Below are 17,553 nucleotides of genomic sequence, written 5' to 3'. Positions count from 1 at the left end.
TGAGCGCTACTTCGCTGCCGCCATCATGTATTCCACGGCGGCGCGCAGCGTGGCCTCGTCTGCCGCCGAGCCGCCGCGCGGCGGCATGGCGCCCTTGCCTTTCAGCACGGTGACCATCAGCGCATCGGTGCCTTGCGCCAGAAACGGCGTCCAGGCTTGTTTGTCGCCCAGCTTGGGGGCATTGGCCACGCCGCTGGCATGACACACCACACAGGCGGATTTATAGAGCTTTTCTCCGGCGGGATTGACGGCGGCCAGCGTGTCGGCCGCGGCATGCTGTACGGGCAGTCCCGTCAGCGCAAGGGCAAAGGCGATTCGAGCAATAAGAGGCATGGCAGCAATTCCAGGCGTGGGGTTGATAGCAAACCGGCAGGCCGCGCGGCGCGCGCCCTGCCGTCTGGGCATTACTGCGGGATGGGGCCCGGCGCCTTGATCTGCTTCATGAGGTCGTCGTTCCACTTGCCCTCGACCTTGATGTGCCCGGCCGCGCCCAGCTCGAAGGCTTCGATCAGGTTGTGGTTCAGGTAGGCATACACGCCCGGCTGCTTGAACGTGTACAGCGCCGCGCCGGCCGAACCGCCACGGATGAACCAGGTTTCCAGGTCCTTTTCGGGCGGATTGTTGAACTTGCCGGTTTCCCAGACCCAGTCGCCGTGGCCGCCGATCAGGTGGGGCCGCGTGTCGCGATTGGCTTGCGAATGGATCAGCAGCACGGTTTCGCCGACCTTGGCGGTAAGCGCGTTGTCGCCGGTCAGGGCGCCAACCTTGCCGTTGAAGACGATGTGCGACGGAGTCAGCTTGCGCATGACTTCCACGGTGTCGCCATAGCTTTCAGCGAGAGTCGCGTAGTCTTTGTACTTGCCGTTGGCGTCTTTGGGGATGTACAGGTCGAACTCGCCGATGGTGTAGACGCGGTCGTACTTGAGCGGCTTGCCTTGCGGGTCCTTCAGGCCTTCGCGCGGCAACACCATGATCGTGCCGCTCATGCCGGACACCACATGCCACGGCACCATGCCTTCCGGCGCGCAGTGATAGACGAAGGTGCCGGCGCGGTCGGCCTTGAAACGCATGGTGGCTTGTTCGCCGGGGTTCACGTTGGTGAGCTTGGCGCCGCCCAAGGCGCCCGTGGCGGCGTGGAAATCGACGTTGTGCGGCATCGCATTGGACTTGGGATTGACCAGGGTCAATTCCACGTAATCGCCCTCGTGCACGACCATCGTGGGGCCGGGCATGGATCCGTTGAATGTCATGGCCTGCAGCGTGGTGCCCTTGCTGTCGATGACCATCTTCTTTTCTTCGATGGTCATGGTGAATTCGACAACCTTGGGTCCCGACTTGGCCACCTGCTCATGCGGGTGAACCAACGGCGGGGCGACCAGCGTGACCTTGGCGCGCGGCAGCGTGTCTGCGTTCTGGGCGGAAGCCAGGCCACCCGCCATCGAGAACATCAGGGCGGCGGCAAGCAAGGTGGGGCGCAACGCGTTCATGTGCTACTCCTCTTTCGGTTTCTTCAAAGCCGAGTCTGTCGGCACCTCCATTGAAGAACCGCGAGCGATCGCGTTCTTTGCTGTAGCGCAAATTCGGGATAACCCTGCGGCCGCCCGCAAGTTGTCATGGTGCCCCTCAGGTGTCACCATCGATCCGTGGAAAATCCCTCCACGTCCACACGCGGACCGCCATGCCATCGCCTTTATGCCATGCCCTGCTGCGCAACCTGGATCTGTTCAGGCCCTTGTCCGACGCGCAGCTAGACACCGCGCTCAACGACGCCGTTCCCTGCCGCCTTGAAGCCGGCGAAGCCGCTTACCGGCAAGGCGCCGAAGGCGCCCATTTCTTCGTGTTGCTGCACGGCTGCCTCAAGGTCACCCAAATTACATCGGAAGGCGATCAAGTTGTCGTGAGATATGTCAATCCGGGCGATATGTTTGGCCTGGCTTGCGCGATGCGGCAGTCCTGTTACCCCGCCAGCGTATTGGCCGTGCAGGAAAGCGTGTGCCTGGCGTGGCCGGCGTCGGCCTGGGAAGGCTTCATGGGCAGCCATCCGCAACTGGGCGCGATTGCGCTGCAGACCATGGGACAACGGCTGCAGGATGCGCACCTGCGCATCCAGGAATTGTCCACCGACGAAGTCGAACAGCGCGTGGCGCGCGCCATCCTGCGGCTGGTGCAGCAATCGGGGCAGCCCATGCACGACGGCATCGGCATCAGCTTTCCGATCACGCGGCAGGACGTCGCCGAAATGACCGGCACCACGCTGCACACCGTCAGCCGGCTGCTCAGCGACTGGAAGCAGCGCGGCATCGTCAGCAGCGGCCGCAAGCGCATCGTGCTTCGCTCGCCCGCCGCCCTGGCCAGCCTGTCGCAGAACGCGCAGCCGGCCATGGACTGCGCATCGTGCCTGTCTTGCCGCAACGGGTCACCGGCAACAGGCCACTAGCCCTCTTCCAATACCAGCCGCATCCCCAGGTTCGCGGGCGGCACGCCGACCGAACACGCGCCGTTCTTGGGATCGCGGATGAAATCAGGCAGGTACGCAATATGCCGTCCGGCCGCGACGCGTATGCCGCAGTTGCGGCTCAGGTCCGCGTCTTCGGGAGCGTCCGGCGCCGCGTCCAGCACGCGGCGCGAGTGGCAATCGGACGTCCAGTCCCACACGCTGCCCGCCATGTCCTTCAGGCCGGCCGCGTTGGCGCCATACTGGCCAAACGGCCGCACGTCGATGTCGGCGCCCTGCTTGCCGCGGCGGATTTCCTGTTCGTATTCCGCCAGCCACCGCTGCGCGGGGTCGTTGGGCGCCTGGCCGTTGTCTTGCAAGGCGGCAGGCGGCGATTCTTCGCGATAGGCCTCGCCGGCGGCGTAGATCCATTCGGCGTAGCGTGGCAAGCGATAGCGCTGGCCGGTCGAACCCGATAGCCACGCGGCGTAGGCCGTCGCGTCGGACCAGCTGATGCCGGTGGCGGGCAGATCGGCAGACGCGTCCTTGCGGTGCGCCGCGTCCAGCGGTTTGCAGGCGCCGGCGGCCACGCACGCCGCGTATTCGGCCTGGCTGACCTGACGCGTCATGATGGCGACGCCGCGCGGGTGGCGGGTGGTGACCGGTGCGGGGGTGACGGGATAGCCGTTGCGCAGCGCCTCGCCGGGGGGCTGATGCGTGACCTCTCCGGGCGGTAGCCGCGTAAGGTCAGGCAACGCAAAGCGGGCCCGGTCTGCGGGCCCGCAAGCGATCAACAACAATGTCATGGCGCCGGCAATGGTTGCGGCAATGGGCAGGAAGCGCATGCGGAGTTTCTCCGAAGCGCCTGCGCCAGGCCGGCGCAGGCTTTGCTTCCATTGGACCGGGAGGTCCCCTTCGCAACGTTGCGCTGGCGCAAAGTCGCGAAGGTGCGCAGGTCAGCCGCGTGCCGCCTTGGGCGTCAGGCGCGGTTCGACCAGTGCGGGCTTGCTGCTGAGAAGGCCCAGGATCACTTGCATGACCATGGCCAGCGCGCCCAGCAGGAACACGACGTCGCCGAACGTGCGGCCCCAGCGCAGGGTCTTGAGCAGGTCCTGCTGCATGAAGGCTTCGCTGCGGGCGTACCACATGCCTTCGCTGACGCTGGCATGGAACTGGATCAGGCCCACGGGCAACAGGCTGGTGAAGATCATCAGGGCCAGACCGATGTTCATGCCCCAGAACGCCAGCTTCATCAGGCCCGGATTCAACGCGTACTGCGGACGGATGTAGCGCAAGACCAGCAGCGTGAAGCCAAGCGCCAGGAAGCCGTACACCCCGAACAGCGCGGCGTGCGCGTGCACCGGCGTGGTGTTCAGACCCTGGATGTAGTACAGCGAGATGGGCGGGTTGATCATGAAGCCGAAGACGCCGGCGCCCAGCATGTTCCAGAAGGCCACGGCCACGAAGCACATCAGCGGCCACTTCAGGTTGTCCATCCAGGCGGCGCGGGTCTTCAGGCGCCAGTTTTCCCAGGCTTCATAGCCCAGCACGATCAGCGGCACCACTTCCAGCGCCGAGAAGCTGGCGCCAACCGCCATCACAGGCGTGGTGGTGCCCGCGAAATACAGGTGGTGGAACGTGCCGGGAATGCCACCCAGCATGAACAGCGAGGCCGAAGCCAGGCTGGCCGTCGTTGCCATGCGGCGCGACACGAGACCCAGCGTGGAGAAGATGAACGCGAGCGCGGTGGTGGCGAACACCTCGAAGAAGCCTTCGACCCACAGGTGGACGATCCACCAGCGCCAGTACTCCATGACGGTCAGGTGCGTGCGTTCGCCGTAGAAGAAGCCCGCGCCGTAGAAGAGTCCAATGGCGCCGACCGATGCCGTCAAGAGCGCCAGCAGGTTCTTGTCGCCGCCCGGCGTGCGCAGCGCGGGCACGATGCCGCGCAGCATCAGCACCAGCCAGAAGCAGATGCCCGCAAACTTGCCGATCTGCCACAGGCGGCCCAGGTCGACGTATTCATAGCCTTGATGGCCCAGCCAGAAGTTCAGCTCGGGCGGCATGATCTGTGCAATGGCCAGGTAGTTGCCGGTAAACGAGCCGACCACGACCAGCACCAGCGCCCAGAACAGGATGTCCACGCCCACCTTCTGGTACTTGGGATCGCGACCGCCGTTGATCAGCGGCGCCAGGAACAGGCCGGCGGCCAGGAACCCCGTTGCGATCCAGAACAGGGCGCTCTGGATGTGCCAGGTGCGCACCAGCGAATACGGGAACCACTGAGAGACGTCGATGCCATAGAACTTCTGTCCTTCAACGGTGTAGTGCGCGGTGAACCCGCCCAGCAGCACCTGGAATCCGAACAGCGCCACGACCAGGAACAGGTACTTGCCCAGCGCGCGCTGCGAGGGCGTCAGGGCGAAGGTGGTCAGCGGATCGCGGGCGGGCGGTTGCGGTTCGTCTTCTTCCTGGCCGCGCAGGAACGCCCACGCCCAGACCAGGAAGCCGATGCCTGCCAGCAGCACGACGACGCTGATGATGGACCACATGACGTTTTCAGCGCTGGGCTGGTTGCCGATCAGCGGTTCATGCGGCCAGTTGTTGGTGTACGTGACCGGCTTGCCTTCGCGTTCGGTTGCCGCGGCCCAGGCCGTCCAGAAGAAAAAGTGCGTCAGCTGCTGGCGGCGCGTGGCGTCCGGCAGCGTGTTTTCCTTCATGGCGTAGCTCTCGCGGCTGCCTTGCAGGGCCGGCGCATCGGAGAACAACTGGTCGTAATAGGCCGCCGTCTGTTCGATGGCCTTGGCGCGGCGCGGCGTGATGGTCAGCGTGTCGGTCGCGGCGTCGCTGCGATTGGCGCGGTATTCAGCCTTGAGCGTTTCTCGCAGCGCGGCCTGCTGCGGTTTGGACAGGTCGGCGTAGGCCTGGCCGTGCTCGTCGCGCGCGGCCAGGTCCAGCCAGGCCATCAGCTCGCGGTGCAGCCAGTCGGCCGTCCAGTCGGGCGCCTGGTAGGCGCCGTGGCCCCAGATCGAACCGAGCTGCATGCCGCCCACGGACTGCCAGGCGGTCTGCCCATCCAGGATGTCTTCGCGCCCGAACAGCGCACGGCCGTCGGACGTCACCACATGACCGGGAATCGGCGGCGCCTGGCGGTAGACCTCGCCGCCGTAAAACCCGAGCAGTGCAAATGTGATCGCCACCACGGCGATCAACGTGAACCATAATTTCCGATACGGACCCATGATGGGAACGCCCTCCTGTGTTGCGGTTGGTTGGGTACGTGTCCTCATGCGAAATCCGTGCCAGAAAAAAACCACGCGGAATCAACAGGTTGGATTCCTTGTGGTGTTTTTTACTATCGCGATTGCGGGTACAAACAACCCCTGCATGGTGAATTTGACCCTGATTCGACCGTCATCTGGTCCATTGGACCCTTACAGAAGGAATCGCCTGGATGAACGCCACGCCGCTGCACATTGGCATCGTCGCCTGCTCCGCCGAAGGCGCCGCGCTTTGCTATCGCACCCTGTGCGCCGAAGGCGCGCGGCGCATGGGCCAGCATGCGCATCCCGAGATCTCGCTGCACACGCATTCGCTGGCGGACTACGTCGCCTGCCTGGATGCCCGCGACCTGGACGGCGTGGCCGCCCTGATGCTTTCGTCGGCCAACAAGCTGGCCCGCGCGGGCGCCGACTTTCTGATCTGCCCGGACAACACCATCCATCAGGCGTTCGGCGGTGTCGTGACGGACTCGCCGCGCCCGTGGCTGCACATCGCCCAGGAAGTCGCCACCGTGGCGGCGGCGCGCGGCTACCGGCGCGTGGGCATCCTGGGCACGCACTGGCTGGTGGACAGCGACGTCTACCCCGCTGCCTTCGCTGCACGCGGCCTGGAGTATGCGCGGCCGGGGCAGGACGACCGACGGCTGCTGGGCCGCATCATCATGGACGAGCTGGTCTATGGCGTCTTCAAGCCGGGCTCGGTAGCCCGGCTGCAAGGCATCGTCCAACGAATGAAGGACGACGGATGCGACGCAGTCGTGCTGGGCTGCACCGAACTGCCGCTGGTGCTGAACGATGGCAACTGCGTCCTGCCGACGCTGGACTCGACCCGCGTGCTGGCGCGCGCCGCGCTGGACCGTGCGCTGGGCGGCCCGGCCGCCTGACGGCGGTCAGATCTGATCCAGCCCGTACTGGCGCAAGCGCGACAGGTCCAGCACCTTGATCTGGTTGTAGGCCAGCGCCAGGATGCCCTGGTCGGCCAGCGTCTGCAGCGCCTGGTTGACCCGCTGGCGCGACAGCCCCGTCAGGTAACCCAGCTCTTCCTGCGAAATCGCCAGCGTCAGGTCGGTGGACGGATACAGCTGCGGATTGAACAGCTGCGCCAGCGATTGCGCCACGCGCGCGTCGGCATCCAGCAAACGGTGGTTCTGGATGGACGCGATGAACTCGCCCATGCGGTCATTCAACTGGCCGATGACAAAGTGCGAAAACGGCAGGCTGGCCGACAGCAGCGCATGGAAGGTCGCGGTGGGCACCAACATTACCAGCGACGGCTGGATGGCCACGACATCGTATTTGCGCAGCTCGCGCTTGATCACGCTGCCCTCGCCGAACCAGCCGCCCGGCGGCACGCCCGAGAACGTGCAGCTGCGGCCGGACTCGTTATAGATGGCCAGCTTGAGCAGCCCTTGGCTGACGCCCAGCCAATAGTCCGACGGCGCGTTGCGCCGCGCAATCCATGCGCCGCTGGCCACGTGTTCCGCGCGCGAGGTCGCCAGCACCAGCGCCTGGTGCCGCGCATCCAGCGCCCCGAACCACGTACAGGCGCGAAACAGCGCAGGCAGTTCGTCGGCGGAAACTGTGTTTGAAACATCGGACATGGGAAGAACCGTGTAAAACTTGAGGAATGCGCAACCGGCCGGGGGTCTGTCATGCAGGCGACAGACGCCATTTTCCAGCCGGCCATAAGCTAGGGCAAGCGACGGGGATCAACACCCCGCGGACTTGATAAGGGGTCAACCCGCCCCATTGGAGACAAGCATGACCGGCATGTTCGATCACGGCCTTGAACGCCGCGAGGCCAACTACGAAGCCCTGACCCCCGTGGATTTCATTGCCCGGGCGGCGCAAGTCTATGGCCAGCGGCTGGCCATCGTCCACGGCAAGGTCCGCCGGACCTGGGCGCAGACCTATGAACGCGCCCAGCGCCTGGCCGGCGCCCTGGCCCAGGCCGGCATCCAGCGCGGCGAAACGGTCGCCGTCATGCTGCCCAACATTCCCGCCATGGTCGAGGCGCACTTTGGCGTGCCCATGCTGGGCGCCGTGCTGAACACCCTGAACACCCGTCTGGACGCGCCCAGCGTGCTGTTCATGCTGGGCCACGGCGAAGCCCGGGCGCTGATCGTCGACACCGAATACGCCGACATCGCCCAGCGCGCCCGGGCCGAATTCCCGCACCTGAAGATCATTTCGGTGCACGACCTGGAAAGCGCTCCCGCCACGCTGCCGGGCGCCACCGATTACGAGGACTTCCTGGCGGCCGCGCCCGCCACCTACGACTGGAAACCGCCCGCCGACGAATGGGACGCCATCGCGCTGAACTACACGTCCGGCACCACGGGCGATCCGAAAGGCGTGGTCTATCACTACCGCGGCGCCTACCTGAACGCGGTCAGCAACATCCTCGAATGGGACATGCCCAAGCATCCCGTCTACCTGTGGACGCTGCCGCTCTTTCATTGCAATGGCTGGTGCTTCGCCTGGACCATCGCGGCGCGCGCGGGCGTCAACGTCTGCCTGCGCAAGTTCGACCCGAAGACGGTGTTCGACCTGATCCGCGACGAAAGCGTCACGCACTACTGCGGCGCGCCCATCGTGCAGAGCGCGCTGGCCAACGCCCCGGCCGAGCTGCGCGCCGGCATCACCCACACCGTGCGCACCATGGTGGCGGGCGCCGCGCCCGCGCCGGCCGTGATCGACAAGATGCGCGAGATCGGCTTTGAACTCACCCACGTATACGGCCTGACCGAAGTCTATGGACCCGCCGCAGTCTGCGCCCACCAGGACGCGTGGGACGCGCTGGACCCCGAGCGCCGCGCGTTGCTGACCGCCCGCCAGGGCGTGCGCTATCACCTGCAGGCCGGCGTCTCGGTGCGCGACCCCGACACCATGCAGGAGGTCCCGCCCGACGAACAGGCCATCGGCGAAGTCATGTTCCGCGGCAACATCTGCATGAAGGGCTACCTGAAGAACGCCCGCGCAACCGAGGACGCCTTTGCCGGCGGCTGGTTCCACACCGGCGACCTGGGCGTGATGACAGCCGACGGCTACGTCCGCATCAAGGACCGCAGCAAGGACATCATCATCTCGGGTGGCGAGAACATCTCCAGCATCGAGGTCGAGGACGCGCTCTACCGGCATCCCGCCGTGGCGGCCGTGGCCGTCGTGGCGATGCCGGATCCCAAATGGGGCGAGACGCCCTGCGCCTTCGTCGAGCTCAAGCCCGGCTGCACCGCCACCGCCGAGGAAATCATCGCGCACTGCAAGCTGCTGTTGTCGGGCTTCAAGGTGCCGCGCGCGGTGCGCTTCGGTGAACTGCCCAAGACCTCCACCGGCAAGATCCAGAAATTCGAGCTGCGCGCCGCCGTCGGCGCCACGTCCGCCATCGACGTGGCCGACCCCGGCAAGCCGGCCTGATCCGCTAATTCCATAAAACCAGGAGCGCCTACGCCATGACGTACCAAGCCCCCGTGAAAGACATGCTGTTCGTGTTGAACCATCTGGCCGGCCTGCCGCAGGTGGCAGCCCTGCCCGGTTTCGAGGAGGCCACGCCCGACACCGCCCAGGCCGTGCTGGAAGAATCTGCCCACTTCGCCGCGCAAGTGCTGGCGCCGCTGAACCATCCGGCCGACCGCGAACCCAGCGCCTGGCACGACGGCGCGGTGACCACCGCCCCGGGGTTCAAAGAGGCGTTTCGCCAATACGCCGACGCCGGCTGGCAAGGCCTGGCCCACCCCGCCGAATACGGCGGCCAGGGGCTGCCCGGCCTGATCGGCTCGCCGTGCTCTGAAATGCTGAACGCCGCGAACCTGTCGTTCGCGCTGTGCCCGCTCTTGACCAACGGCGCCATCGAGGCCCTGATGACAGCCGGCTCGCCCGAATTGCGCGAGCGCTTCATCGGCCCCATGATTTCCGGCCAATGGACCGGCACCATGAACCTGACCGAGCCCCAGGCCGGTTCGGACCTGGCCATGATCCGCACGCGCGCCCAGCCGATGGGCGACGGCACCTACCGCCTGTCCGGCACCAAGATCTTCATCACCTACGGCGAGCACGACCTGGCCGAGAACATCCTGCATCTGGTCCTGGCCCGCCTGCCGGACGCGCCCGACGGCGTGAAGGGCATTTCGCTCTTCCTGGTGCCCAAGTTCCTGGTCAACAAAGACGGCTCGCTGGGTGCGCGCAACGACGTTGCCTGCGTGTCCATCGAGCACAAGCTGGGCATCAAGGCCAGCCCCACCTGCACGCTTCAGTTCGGCGACGGCGGCGGCGCACTGGGCTACCTGGTCGGCCAGGAGAACCGCGGCCTGGACGCCATGTTCATCATGATGAACGCCGCGCGTTATGCCGTCGGCGTGCAAGGCATCGCCATCGCCGACCGCGCCTACCAGCATGCGGTGGCGTACGCCGCCGACCGCGTGCAGAGCCGCCCCGTGGACGGCTCGTCGCGCGAGGCCGTGCCCATCATCCAGCATCCGGACGTGCGCCGCATGCTGGGCACCATGCGCGCCCTGACCGAAGCCGGGCGTGCGCTGGCCTACGTCACCGCGGGCCATGCAGACCTGGCGCATGCCAGCCCGGATGCGGACGAGCGCAAGCGCCACCTGGCGATCCAGGAATTCCTGGTGCCGATCGTCAAGGGCTGGTGCACCGAAATGTCGATCGACGTGGCCAGCCTGGGCGTGCAGGTGCACGGCGGCATGGGCTTCATCGAAGAGACCGGCGCGGCGCAGTATTACCGCGACGCGCGCATCCTGACCATCTATGAAGGCACGACCGCCATCCAGGCCAACGACCTGGTCGGCCGCAAGACGCTGCGCGACGGCGGCGCCGTGGCGCGCGCCCTGCTGGCCGCGGTCCGCCAGACCGAGGCCGACCTGCAAGCCCGCAACGAGCCCGCCGCCGCCCGCATGCTCAAGCCGCTGCGCGAGGCCCGCGAAGCGCTGGCCAGCGCGGTCGAGTTCATGCTTGCCAACGCGGCCGGCAATCCCAATGCGGTCTTTGGTGCGGCGGTGCCCTACCTGCTGCTGGCGGGCACGACCTTCGCCGGCTGGCAGATGGCCCGCGCGCTGCTGGCCAGCCTGGACCTGCAGGCCGAAGACCCGGACTTCCACAACGCCAAGATCGCCACCGCGCAATGCTTTGCGCTGCACAAGCTGACGCAGGCGCCGGGCCTGGCGGCGGTGGTGCTGGGCACGGCGGAGTACGAGGTTCAGCCGTAACACGCCCCCCGGGGCCGGCCCGCGGGCCGGTCCTATCGTTTCATCACGGTGGCGGCAGCTTCGGCGTGGAGCCACGCAAGAAAGGCCTCCACTGACGGCCGCTTGGCGTGCCTCGCCGGATAGACGACGAAGTGCGCCTTCACCGCGATAGCCTTGGCCATCCCGAAGATCGGCTGCAGGCTTCCCTGGGCCAGATGCATGCCCGCGATGGTGGCGCTTTCCAGCGCCACGCCCAACCCTTGCGCCGCGGCATCCAGCGACATCTGCGCGCGGTCAAAGCGGATGGTGAAGTGATCCGGCGCGCGCTTCTCCGAATAGCGTCCAAACCAGTCGGACCACTGGATGACGCTGACGTTGCTCTGGATCAGCGGCACGTCCAGCAATTGGTCGATGCGCTTGATCCCGTGTTCCCGAATGAACGCCGCGCTGGCCAGCGGCAGTATCCGTTCTTCGAACAACGGTTCCACCATCACATCGTCCCAATGCGGCACGCCATAGCGGATGTCGATGTCGGACTGGCCCAGCGCGAAATCGCTGTGCGAATGCGCCGCCGACAGGTTCAGCGCCACGTGCGGATGCGCCTCGGCAAAGCGCCTGAGCCGCGGCATCAGCCACAGGCTCGCAATGCTGGGGGCCGAATGCACATACAGGCTGTTGCTGACGCCCTGGCGCAGGTCTTCCGTGGCTGACGTGATCGCCGCCAGCGCCCCGCCGATACGCACCAGATATTGCTCGCCCGCGCTGCTCAGGCGCACCCCGTGCGCGCTGCGCTCGAACAGGCGCACGCCCAGGTCCGATTCCAGCCTTGAAATCTGGTGGCTGACCGCCGACGCCGTCAGGTGCAATTCGGTCGCGGCGATGGCAAAGCTGCGCCGTCGCGCGACGGCTTCGAAGGCCAGCAGATTGACGATGGGCGGCAGCGCAGGCATGGGGGTTGACCCTGACTTCAGATGACGATTCATCATCTTAGACTGATGACACATCGTTTGTCTTAATGCTAGGGGGCGTCCAGAATTGTCCGCACATATTCCAACAAGGACAGGAGGACGACAGATGCTGCTCAAGGACAAGGTCGCCGTGATTTCCGGCGGCGCAGGGATCAACGGACTGGGATTCGCCACTGCGCGGCAGATGGCCGCGCAAGGCGCGCGCGTGGTGATCCTGGATCTGGCGCGCGCCGAGCCCGCCAGCGCGGCCGCCCGGCTGGGCGACGGTCATCTGGGACTGGTCGCGGACGTGACCGACAAGGCTGCCTGCGTGGCGGCCATCGAACAGGCGATCAAGGCGTTCGGCAGGATCGACATCCTGGTGAACAACGCCGGCATCACGCAGCCGGTCAAGACTCTGGAGATCACCGGCGCGGACTACGACCGCATCCTGGACGTCAGCCTGCGCGGCACGCTTTACCTGTCGCAAGCGGTGCTGCCCGCCATGCAGGCGCAGCGCAACGGGTCCATCGTGTGCATCTCGTCGGTGTCGGCGCAGCGCGGCGGCGGCATCTTCGGCGGCCCCCACTACTCCGCCGCAAAGGCGGGCGTGCTGGGCCTGGCGCGCGCCATGGCGCGCGAATTCGGCGGCGACGGCATCCGGGTCAACTGCATCACGCCCGGCCTCATCGAGACCGACATCACGCAAGGCAAGCTGTCAGCCGAGCGCAAGGCCGACATCGAAGGCACCATCCCGCTGGCGCGCCTGGGCCGCGCGGACGACGTGGCGGGCGCGTGCGTGTTCCTGGCAAGCGACCTGTCCGCTTACTGCACGGGCATCACGCTGGACGTCAACGGAGGCATGTTGATTCACTGATCCGCAGGACCCCATAAAAAACTGGAGGAGACACATCATGAAAAACAGAACCTGGCGGTACGTAAGCCTTGCCCTGGCCGCCGCCACCTTGCTGCCGATCACGGCGCATGCGCAGAATCTGAAGCTGACCCTTGGCCATGGCGCGGCCGTGGGCAATCCCCGGCACGAGGCATCGGTGAAGTTTGCCGAAGTGCTCAAGGCAAAGACGGGCGGACGCATCGAGGTCCAGGTCGCGCCGTCCGCGCAACTGGGCGACGACGCCGCGATGGTCACCGCGCTGCGCACGGGCGCGCTGGATATGAGCGCCAATTCGCAAGGCGCCGTTGCCGCCGCCGTGCCGGAGTACGCGGCTTTCGGCATGCCGTTCCTGTTCCCGGACGCCAAGGCAGCCTTCAAGCTGCTGGATGGGCCGCTGGGCAAGGAGCTGGCCGAGAAGTCGGCCGCCAAGAATCTGATTCTGCTCGGCACGTGGGACAACGGCATCCGCCAGATGACCAACAGCAAGCACCCCATCAACAAGGTCGAGGACATGAAGGGCCTGAAGATGCGGGTGCCGCCGGACGCAACCCTGGTCGACATCATGAACGCCCTGGGCGCGCAGGCGCAGCAGATCAAGTTTGCCGAACTGTACGTGGCGCTGCAGCAGGGTGTGGTGGACGGCCAGGAGAACCCGCTGGTGAACTTCGAGGCCAGCAAGCTGTATGAAGTGCAGAAGCACCTGGCCATGACCAACCACCAGTTCCAGATGACGCCCTTCCTGATGAGCAAGCGCACCTGGGATCGCCTGAGCGAAGCTGACCGCAAGGCGGTGCGCGAGGCGGCGGACGAAGCGTCTGCCCTGCAGCGCAAGCTGAGCCAGGACGCCGATACCCGGCTGCTGGCCGAGTTGAAGGCCAAGGGCGTGCAGGTCACCACGCCCGACACCGCCCCCTTCGCCAAGGCCACTTCGTCCGTCGACGATAAATGGCTGGCCGGTCCCATCGGCCCCTATGTGAAGAAGGTCCTGGCCGCCGCGCGCGGCAACTGACACGTCCTTCGGCCGCCGCCGCGCCCGCCTTCGCGCCGGGCACGGCGGCGGACCGGCACAAGGCAGGAGACAACATGAATACCGATCGACACGGATGGGTCGGCAGGGTCATCGACGGCATATGCCGCGTGGTCCTGTGGCTGTCCACCACGGTGATCTTCGTGATCCTCGTCGTCAACACCGCGCTGCGCTACGCAACCGGTTCAAGCCTGGAATGGGCCAATGAGATCCCCGAGCTGCTCTTTCCCTGGCTCGTCATGTCGGGGGTCGTGCTGGCTGCGCTGCACAACGCGCATATCGCCACCACATTCCTGATGGACGCCTTGCCCGCGCACGCCCGCCGCCTGGTCGCCACCGTGGCCTGGAGCGTGGTCGCCGTGCTGTACGCGACGCTGTCCTGGGCGACGTTCAACATGATCGAGATCGTCCACGACGAAAAATCCCCCATTCTGCAGATGCCCGGCTCGCTGACCTACGGGTGCGTGATGGGCGGCATGCTGCTGCTCGCCGTGCTGGCGGCGCAGTCGGCGTGGCAGAGCTGGCGTAGCCGCGACGCCGCGGCGCAGCCCGACGGCGAGCCGCAGGCGCCCGCCGTGCACTGGTGACGGGAGAACAGCCATGAGCGCATTGATACTGGTCGTCTTCATGGGCGCCGCCGTCGCGGCCATGCCCATCGCCCACGCCCTGCTCGTCGCCGCGATGGCCGCGGTCGCCAGCACGGACCGCGTGCCCCTGGATGTGGTGGTGCAGCAGATGGTCGCGCAGGTGCAGAGCTTTCCTCTCATCGCCATTCCGTTTTTCATGCTGACCGGCTCGCTGATGATGGGCGGCAAGCTTGGCGAGGCGCTGGTCGGCGTGCTGTCCGCACTGATCGGCCGCTATCACGGCGGCCCCGCGCAGGTGGGCGTGCTGTCGTCCACGCTGTTCGGCGGCGTGTCGGGTTCGGCGGTGGCGGACGCGTCTGCCATCGGCTCGCTGATGATTCCCTGGCACAAGCGGCTGGGTTATCCGGCCGCGTTCTCGGCCGCCACGCTGGCAGCCGCCGCCACGATCGACATCCTGATTCCGCCGTCGATCCCCTTGATCCTGTTCGCCCTGACGGCCAACGCCTCCATCGCGTCGCTGTTCGTCGCGGGCGTACTGCCCGGCCTCTTATTGTGCGGCGGCTTCATGTTTGCCTGCTGGTGGGTGGGCCGCCGCCGCAACTTCCCGCGGGACCGGTCGCCCTTCAACGGCGCCGCCTTCCGCCGGCACCTGCTGTATGCGCTGCCCGCCGTGGTGCTGCCGCTGCTCATCATCGTGTTCCTGCGGTTCGGCATCGCCACGCCGACCGAGGTCGCGGTCCTGTCCACACTCTACGCGGGCCTGGTTTCCGCCGTGATGTACCGGGATCTGTCGTGGTCGCGGCTCAATGCCGCCATCGTCCACGCGGGTCTGGCGACCGGCGTGGTCCTGCTGGTGATCATGGCGTCGGCCGCCATCGGCTGGCTGCTGACCTTCGACCAGACGCCGCAGGGCATCGCCCAGTGGGTGCAGGAAAACGTCCATGCCAAATGGCTGGTGATCCTGATGATGAACCTGATGATGCTGTTTCTTGGCATGTTCATCGACCTGCCTGCCGCCGTGCTGCTGCTGGCGCCGGTGTTCGTTCCGCTCGCGCAAAGCATCGGCATGGACATGACGCAGCTTGGCGTGATGATGGTTGTGAACCTGGCCATCGGGCTGTACACACCGCCCGTGGGCACCACGCTCTTCATCACCAGCGCATTGGCCAAGGTGAAGGTAGGCCAGACCGTGCGCGAGCTGGCGCCGTTCTACCTGGTCGCGTTTGCGGTGCTGGGACTGGTGTCCTACGTGCCCGCCAGCATCCTGCAATGAACCCCACACACCATGAATAGGGAGCTTCGAATGGAGCAATCCAAGTCTTTGAGCGATCTGGCGGCCGCCGCGTGGCGCATCCGCCGCTACGCGGTCCGCATGGGCGAAGTCCAGGGCCAGGGCTACATCGGCCAGGCGCTCGGCTGGGCCGACGTGCTGGCCGTGGCCTACCGCCATGCGATGAACGTGCAGCCGGGCGACCCGCAATGGGAGGGCCGTGACCGCTTTCTGCTGTCGCACGGCCACTATGCCATCGCGCACTATGCAGCCCTGATCGAAGCCGGCGTGATTCCGGAAAGCGAACTGGAGACCTATGGCAGCGACGACAGCCGCCTGCCCATGTCAGGCATGGCGACCTACACGCCGGGCATGGAGATATCTGGCGGATCGCTGGGCCAGGGCCTGTCCATCGGCGTCGGCATTGCGCTGGGGCTCAAGCACAAGCGCAATCCGGCCTTCGTCTACAACTCGATGTCGGACGGCGAACTGGACGAGGGCTCGACCTGGGAAGCCGCGATGGGCGCCGCGCACCATGAACTGGACAACCTCATCTGCCTGGTCGACATCAACAACCAGCAGGCGGACGGGCCGTCCGGCAAGGTGCTGGGCTTCGAGCCGCTGGCCGACAAGTGGGCCGCCTTTGGCTGGCATGTGCAGCGCGTGGACGGCAACGACCTGGCCGCCGTCATCCAGGCGTTCGACACCGCGCGCACCCTGCCCGACGCCAAGCCGCGGGTCATCCTGTTCGATACCCGGATGGGCAAGGGCATTCCCTTCCTTGAGCAGCGCGAAAAGAACCACTTCATCCGCGTCGATCCGCCGGAATGGCAACAGGCGCTGGACATCCTGGACCAGAACCGCCCCACCCCCACGACCGAAGGAGCCTGGTCATGAGCAGCGCCAGCACCCAGCAAAAACCCCGCCTCACCACGTCGGCCATGATCGCGTCGATTGCCTCGGAGGGGCAGCGCGTCCGGGCTGCGCCCTTCGGCAAGGCGCTGGTCGAATACGCCGCGTCCAATCCGCAGGTCGTCGGCCTGACGGCAGACCTGGCCAAGTACACCGACCTGCACCTGTTTGCGCAGGCTTACCCCGAACGCTTCCACCAGATGGGCATGGCCGAGCAGCTGCTGATGGGCGCCGCCGGCGGCATGGCCAAGGAAGGCCTCGTGCCGTTCGCCACGACCTATGCGGTATTCGGCACGCGGCGCGCCTACGACTTCATCCATCAGGTCATCGCCGAGGAGAACCTCAACGTCAAGATCTGCTGCGCGCTGCCGGGCCTGACGACGGGTTACGGCCCCAGCCACCAGGCCACCGAAGACCTGGCGATGATGCGTGGCATTCCGGGCCTGACCATCGTCGACCCCTGCGACGCGCTGGATATCGAGCAGGCCGTGCCGCAGATCGCCGAACACCAGGGTCCGGTGTACATGCGTCTGCTGCGCGGCCAGGTGCCCGCGGTGCTGGATGACATCGAGGGCTACCGATTCGAGCTGGGCAAGGCCAAAATGCTGCGCGAAGGCGCCGACGTGCTCATCATTTCGAGCGGCATCATGACGATGCGCGCGCTGGAGGCCGCCGAGGATCTGGCGCGCGACAACATCGGGGTGGCGGTGATGCACAGCCCGACCATCAAGCCGCTGGACGAGGCCAGCCTGGTCGAGGCGGTGCGCTACAAGCACCGGCTGGTCGTCGTGGCCGAGAACCATTCGGTGATCGGCGGACTGGGCGAGGCCGTCGCCAGCGCCCTGCTGCGGCATCGCGTGCAACCGGCCGGATTCCAGCTGGCCGGGTTGCCGGACGCGTTTCTGGATGCCGGCGCCCTGCCCACCCTGCATGACCGCTACGGCATCAGCCGTGAAGCGCTGGCCGGCCGCATCAAGCGCTGGCTGGATTGAACGGCAA

Annotated in this window: 16 protein-coding genes; 10 read left to right on the top strand and 6 right to left on the bottom strand. The window is 66.4% G+C overall.

All coding sequences use genetic code 11. The features are described from left to right. Positions 1-6 precede the first annotated feature (6 nt). A complete protein-coding gene (locus LN047_RS10035; protein ID WP_142049457.1) occupies positions 7-333 on the bottom strand; it encodes a cytochrome c5 family protein in 327 nt (108 codons plus the stop codon). A 71-nt stretch (positions 334-404) separates the two neighbouring features. Beyond that, complete coding sequence (nirK, locus tag LN047_RS10030; protein ID WP_062841822.1) at positions 405-1,487, bottom strand: copper-containing nitrite reductase; 1,083 nt, start codon at positions 1,485-1,487, stop codon at positions 405-407. A 191-nt stretch (positions 1,488-1,678) separates the two neighbouring features. On the opposite strand from nirK, the gene LN047_RS10025 reads away from it, so the two are divergent. Then, positions 1,679-2,437 carry a Crp/Fnr family transcriptional regulator gene (locus LN047_RS10025; RefSeq protein ID WP_056316097.1) on the top strand — a complete coding sequence of 253 codons (759 nt, stop codon included), beginning with the start codon at positions 1,679-1,681 and terminating at the stop codon, positions 2,435-2,437. Here the strand turns inward: LN047_RS10025 and LN047_RS10020 are convergent. Beyond that, on the bottom strand, positions 2,434-3,279 hold the full coding sequence (locus LN047_RS10020) for an SUMF1/EgtB/PvdO family nonheme iron enzyme (RefSeq protein WP_373981651.1): 846 nt from the start codon (positions 3,277-3,279) through the stop codon (positions 2,434-2,436). The genes LN047_RS10025 and LN047_RS10020 overlap by 4 nt on opposite strands. 111 nt (positions 3,280-3,390) lie before the next feature. Then, the gene (locus LN047_RS10015) at positions 3,391-5,676 is read right to left on the bottom strand and encodes a nitric-oxide reductase large subunit (RefSeq protein ID WP_373982120.1); all 2,286 of its coding nucleotides are present in this window, start codon (positions 5,674-5,676) and stop codon (positions 3,391-3,393) included. A gap of 212 nt (positions 5,677-5,888) precedes the next feature. On the opposite strand from LN047_RS10015, the gene LN047_RS10010 reads away from it, so the two are divergent. Beyond that, positions 5,889-6,599: an aspartate/glutamate racemase family protein gene (locus LN047_RS10010; RefSeq protein WP_373981650.1), complete on the top strand. Its 711-nt coding sequence runs from the start codon at positions 5,889-5,891 to the stop codon at positions 6,597-6,599. Positions 6,600-6,605: 6 nt separating this feature from the next. Here LN047_RS10010 and LN047_RS10005 read toward each other — a convergent pair whose 3' ends face one another. After that, positions 6,606-7,316, bottom strand: a complete 711-nt coding sequence (locus LN047_RS10005; protein ID WP_313694769.1) for a Crp/Fnr family transcriptional regulator — start codon at positions 7,314-7,316, stop codon at positions 6,606-6,608. Between the two features lie 160 nt (positions 7,317-7,476). Between LN047_RS10005 and LN047_RS10000 the strand changes: the two genes are divergently transcribed. Beyond that, entirely contained in the window at positions 7,477-9,132 is a 1,656-nt protein-coding gene (locus LN047_RS10000) for an acyl-CoA synthetase (protein ID WP_373981649.1), read from the top strand. A 35-nt stretch (positions 9,133-9,167) separates the two neighbouring features. Next, positions 9,168-10,937: an acyl-CoA dehydrogenase gene (locus LN047_RS09995; RefSeq protein ID WP_373981648.1), complete on the top strand. Its 1,770-nt coding sequence runs from the start codon at positions 9,168-9,170 to the stop codon at positions 10,935-10,937. A gap of 32 nt (positions 10,938-10,969) precedes the next feature. On the opposite strand, the gene LN047_RS09990 is transcribed toward LN047_RS09995, so the two are convergent. Further along, entirely contained in the window at positions 10,970-11,866 is an 897-nt protein-coding gene (locus tag LN047_RS09990; protein WP_373981647.1) for a LysR substrate-binding domain-containing protein, read from the bottom strand. A 124-nt stretch (positions 11,867-11,990) separates the two neighbouring features. On the opposite strand from LN047_RS09990, the gene LN047_RS09985 reads away from it, so the two are divergent. The 6 genes from LN047_RS09985 to LN047_RS09960 all read left to right on the top strand — a co-directional run bounded on the left by LN047_RS09985 (position 11,991) and on the right by LN047_RS09960 (position 17,546). Beyond that, positions 11,991-12,740 (top strand): SDR family NAD(P)-dependent oxidoreductase, encoded by a 750-nt coding sequence (locus tag LN047_RS09985; protein WP_373981646.1) that lies wholly within the window; start codon positions 11,991-11,993, stop codon positions 12,738-12,740. A 37-nt stretch (positions 12,741-12,777) separates the two neighbouring features. Beyond that, complete coding sequence (locus LN047_RS09980) at positions 12,778-13,767, top strand: TRAP transporter substrate-binding protein (protein ID WP_226848751.1); 990 nt, start codon at positions 12,778-12,780, stop codon at positions 13,765-13,767. 74 nt (positions 13,768-13,841) lie between these two features. Further along, positions 13,842-14,372 carry a TRAP transporter small permease gene (locus LN047_RS09975; protein WP_056316068.1) on the top strand — a complete coding sequence of 177 codons (531 nt, stop codon included), beginning with the start codon at positions 13,842-13,844 and terminating at the stop codon, positions 14,370-14,372. Positions 14,373-14,385: 13 nt separating this feature from the next. Next, positions 14,386-15,645, top strand: a complete 1,260-nt coding sequence (locus LN047_RS09970; RefSeq protein ID WP_373981645.1) for a TRAP transporter large permease — start codon at positions 14,386-14,388, stop codon at positions 15,643-15,645. A 30-nt stretch (positions 15,646-15,675) separates the two neighbouring features. Continuing rightward, positions 15,676-16,539, top strand: a complete 864-nt coding sequence (locus tag LN047_RS09965; protein WP_373981644.1) for a transketolase — start codon at positions 15,676-15,678, stop codon at positions 16,537-16,539. Continuing rightward, positions 16,536-17,546, top strand: coding sequence for a transketolase family protein (locus tag LN047_RS09960; protein WP_142049481.1), 1,011 nt, complete (start codon positions 16,536-16,538; stop codon positions 17,544-17,546). Before LN047_RS09965 ends, LN047_RS09960 begins: the two co-directional genes overlap by 4 nt. Positions 17,547-17,553: the final 7 nt, after the last annotated feature.

Origin of the sequence: Achromobacter sp. JD417, from assembly GCF_041879325.1 — a bacterium.
Taxonomy (GTDB): domain Bacteria; phylum Pseudomonadota; class Gammaproteobacteria; order Burkholderiales; family Burkholderiaceae_B; genus Achromobacter; species Achromobacter mucicolens.
Note: the sequence above shows the minus strand (reverse complement) of the source record. Positions and strands in the feature narration are given on the sequence as shown.

Excerpts from the sequence above, each read along its gene's own strand:
- LN047_RS10020 (WP_373981651.1), bottom strand. The coding sequence starts at position 3,279 with ATGCGCTTCCTGCCCATTGCCGCAACCATTGCCGGCGCCATGACATTG.
- LN047_RS09970 (WP_373981645.1), top strand. The coding sequence starts at position 14,386 with ATGAGCGCATTGATACTGGTCGTCTTCATGGGCGCCGCCGTCGCGGCC.
- LN047_RS10035 (WP_142049457.1), bottom strand. The coding sequence starts at position 333 with ATGCCTCTTATTGCTCGAATCGCCTTTGCCCTTGCGCTGACGGGACTG.
- LN047_RS09960 (WP_142049481.1), top strand. The coding sequence starts at position 16,536 with ATGAGCAGCGCCAGCACCCAGCAAAAACCCCGCCTCACCACGTCGGCC.
- LN047_RS09980 (WP_226848751.1), top strand. The coding sequence starts at position 12,778 with ATGAAAAACAGAACCTGGCGGTACGTAAGCCTTGCCCTGGCCGCCGCC.
- LN047_RS10015 (WP_373982120.1), bottom strand. The coding sequence starts at position 5,676 with ATGGGTCCGTATCGGAAATTATGGTTCACGTTGATCGCCGTGGTGGCG.
- LN047_RS10025 (WP_056316097.1), top strand. The coding sequence starts at position 1,679 with ATGCCATCGCCTTTATGCCATGCCCTGCTGCGCAACCTGGATCTGTTC.
- LN047_RS10000 (WP_373981649.1), top strand. The coding sequence starts at position 7,477 with ATGACCGGCATGTTCGATCACGGCCTTGAACGCCGCGAGGCCAACTAC.
- LN047_RS10010 (WP_373981650.1), top strand. The coding sequence starts at position 5,889 with ATGAACGCCACGCCGCTGCACATTGGCATCGTCGCCTGCTCCGCCGAA.
- LN047_RS09965 (WP_373981644.1), top strand. The coding sequence starts at position 15,676 with ATGGAGCAATCCAAGTCTTTGAGCGATCTGGCGGCCGCCGCGTGGCGC.
- LN047_RS09990 (WP_373981647.1), bottom strand. The coding sequence starts at position 11,866 with ATGCCTGCGCTGCCGCCCATCGTCAATCTGCTGGCCTTCGAAGCCGTC.
- LN047_RS10005 (WP_313694769.1), bottom strand. The coding sequence starts at position 7,316 with ATGTCCGATGTTTCAAACACAGTTTCCGCCGACGAACTGCCTGCGCTG.
- LN047_RS09995 (WP_373981648.1), top strand. The coding sequence starts at position 9,168 with ATGACGTACCAAGCCCCCGTGAAAGACATGCTGTTCGTGTTGAACCAT.
- LN047_RS09985 (WP_373981646.1), top strand. The coding sequence starts at position 11,991 with ATGCTGCTCAAGGACAAGGTCGCCGTGATTTCCGGCGGCGCAGGGATC.
- LN047_RS09975 (WP_056316068.1), top strand. The coding sequence starts at position 13,842 with ATGAATACCGATCGACACGGATGGGTCGGCAGGGTCATCGACGGCATA.
- nirK (WP_062841822.1), bottom strand. The coding sequence starts at position 1,487 with ATGAACGCGTTGCGCCCCACCTTGCTTGCCGCCGCCCTGATGTTCTCG.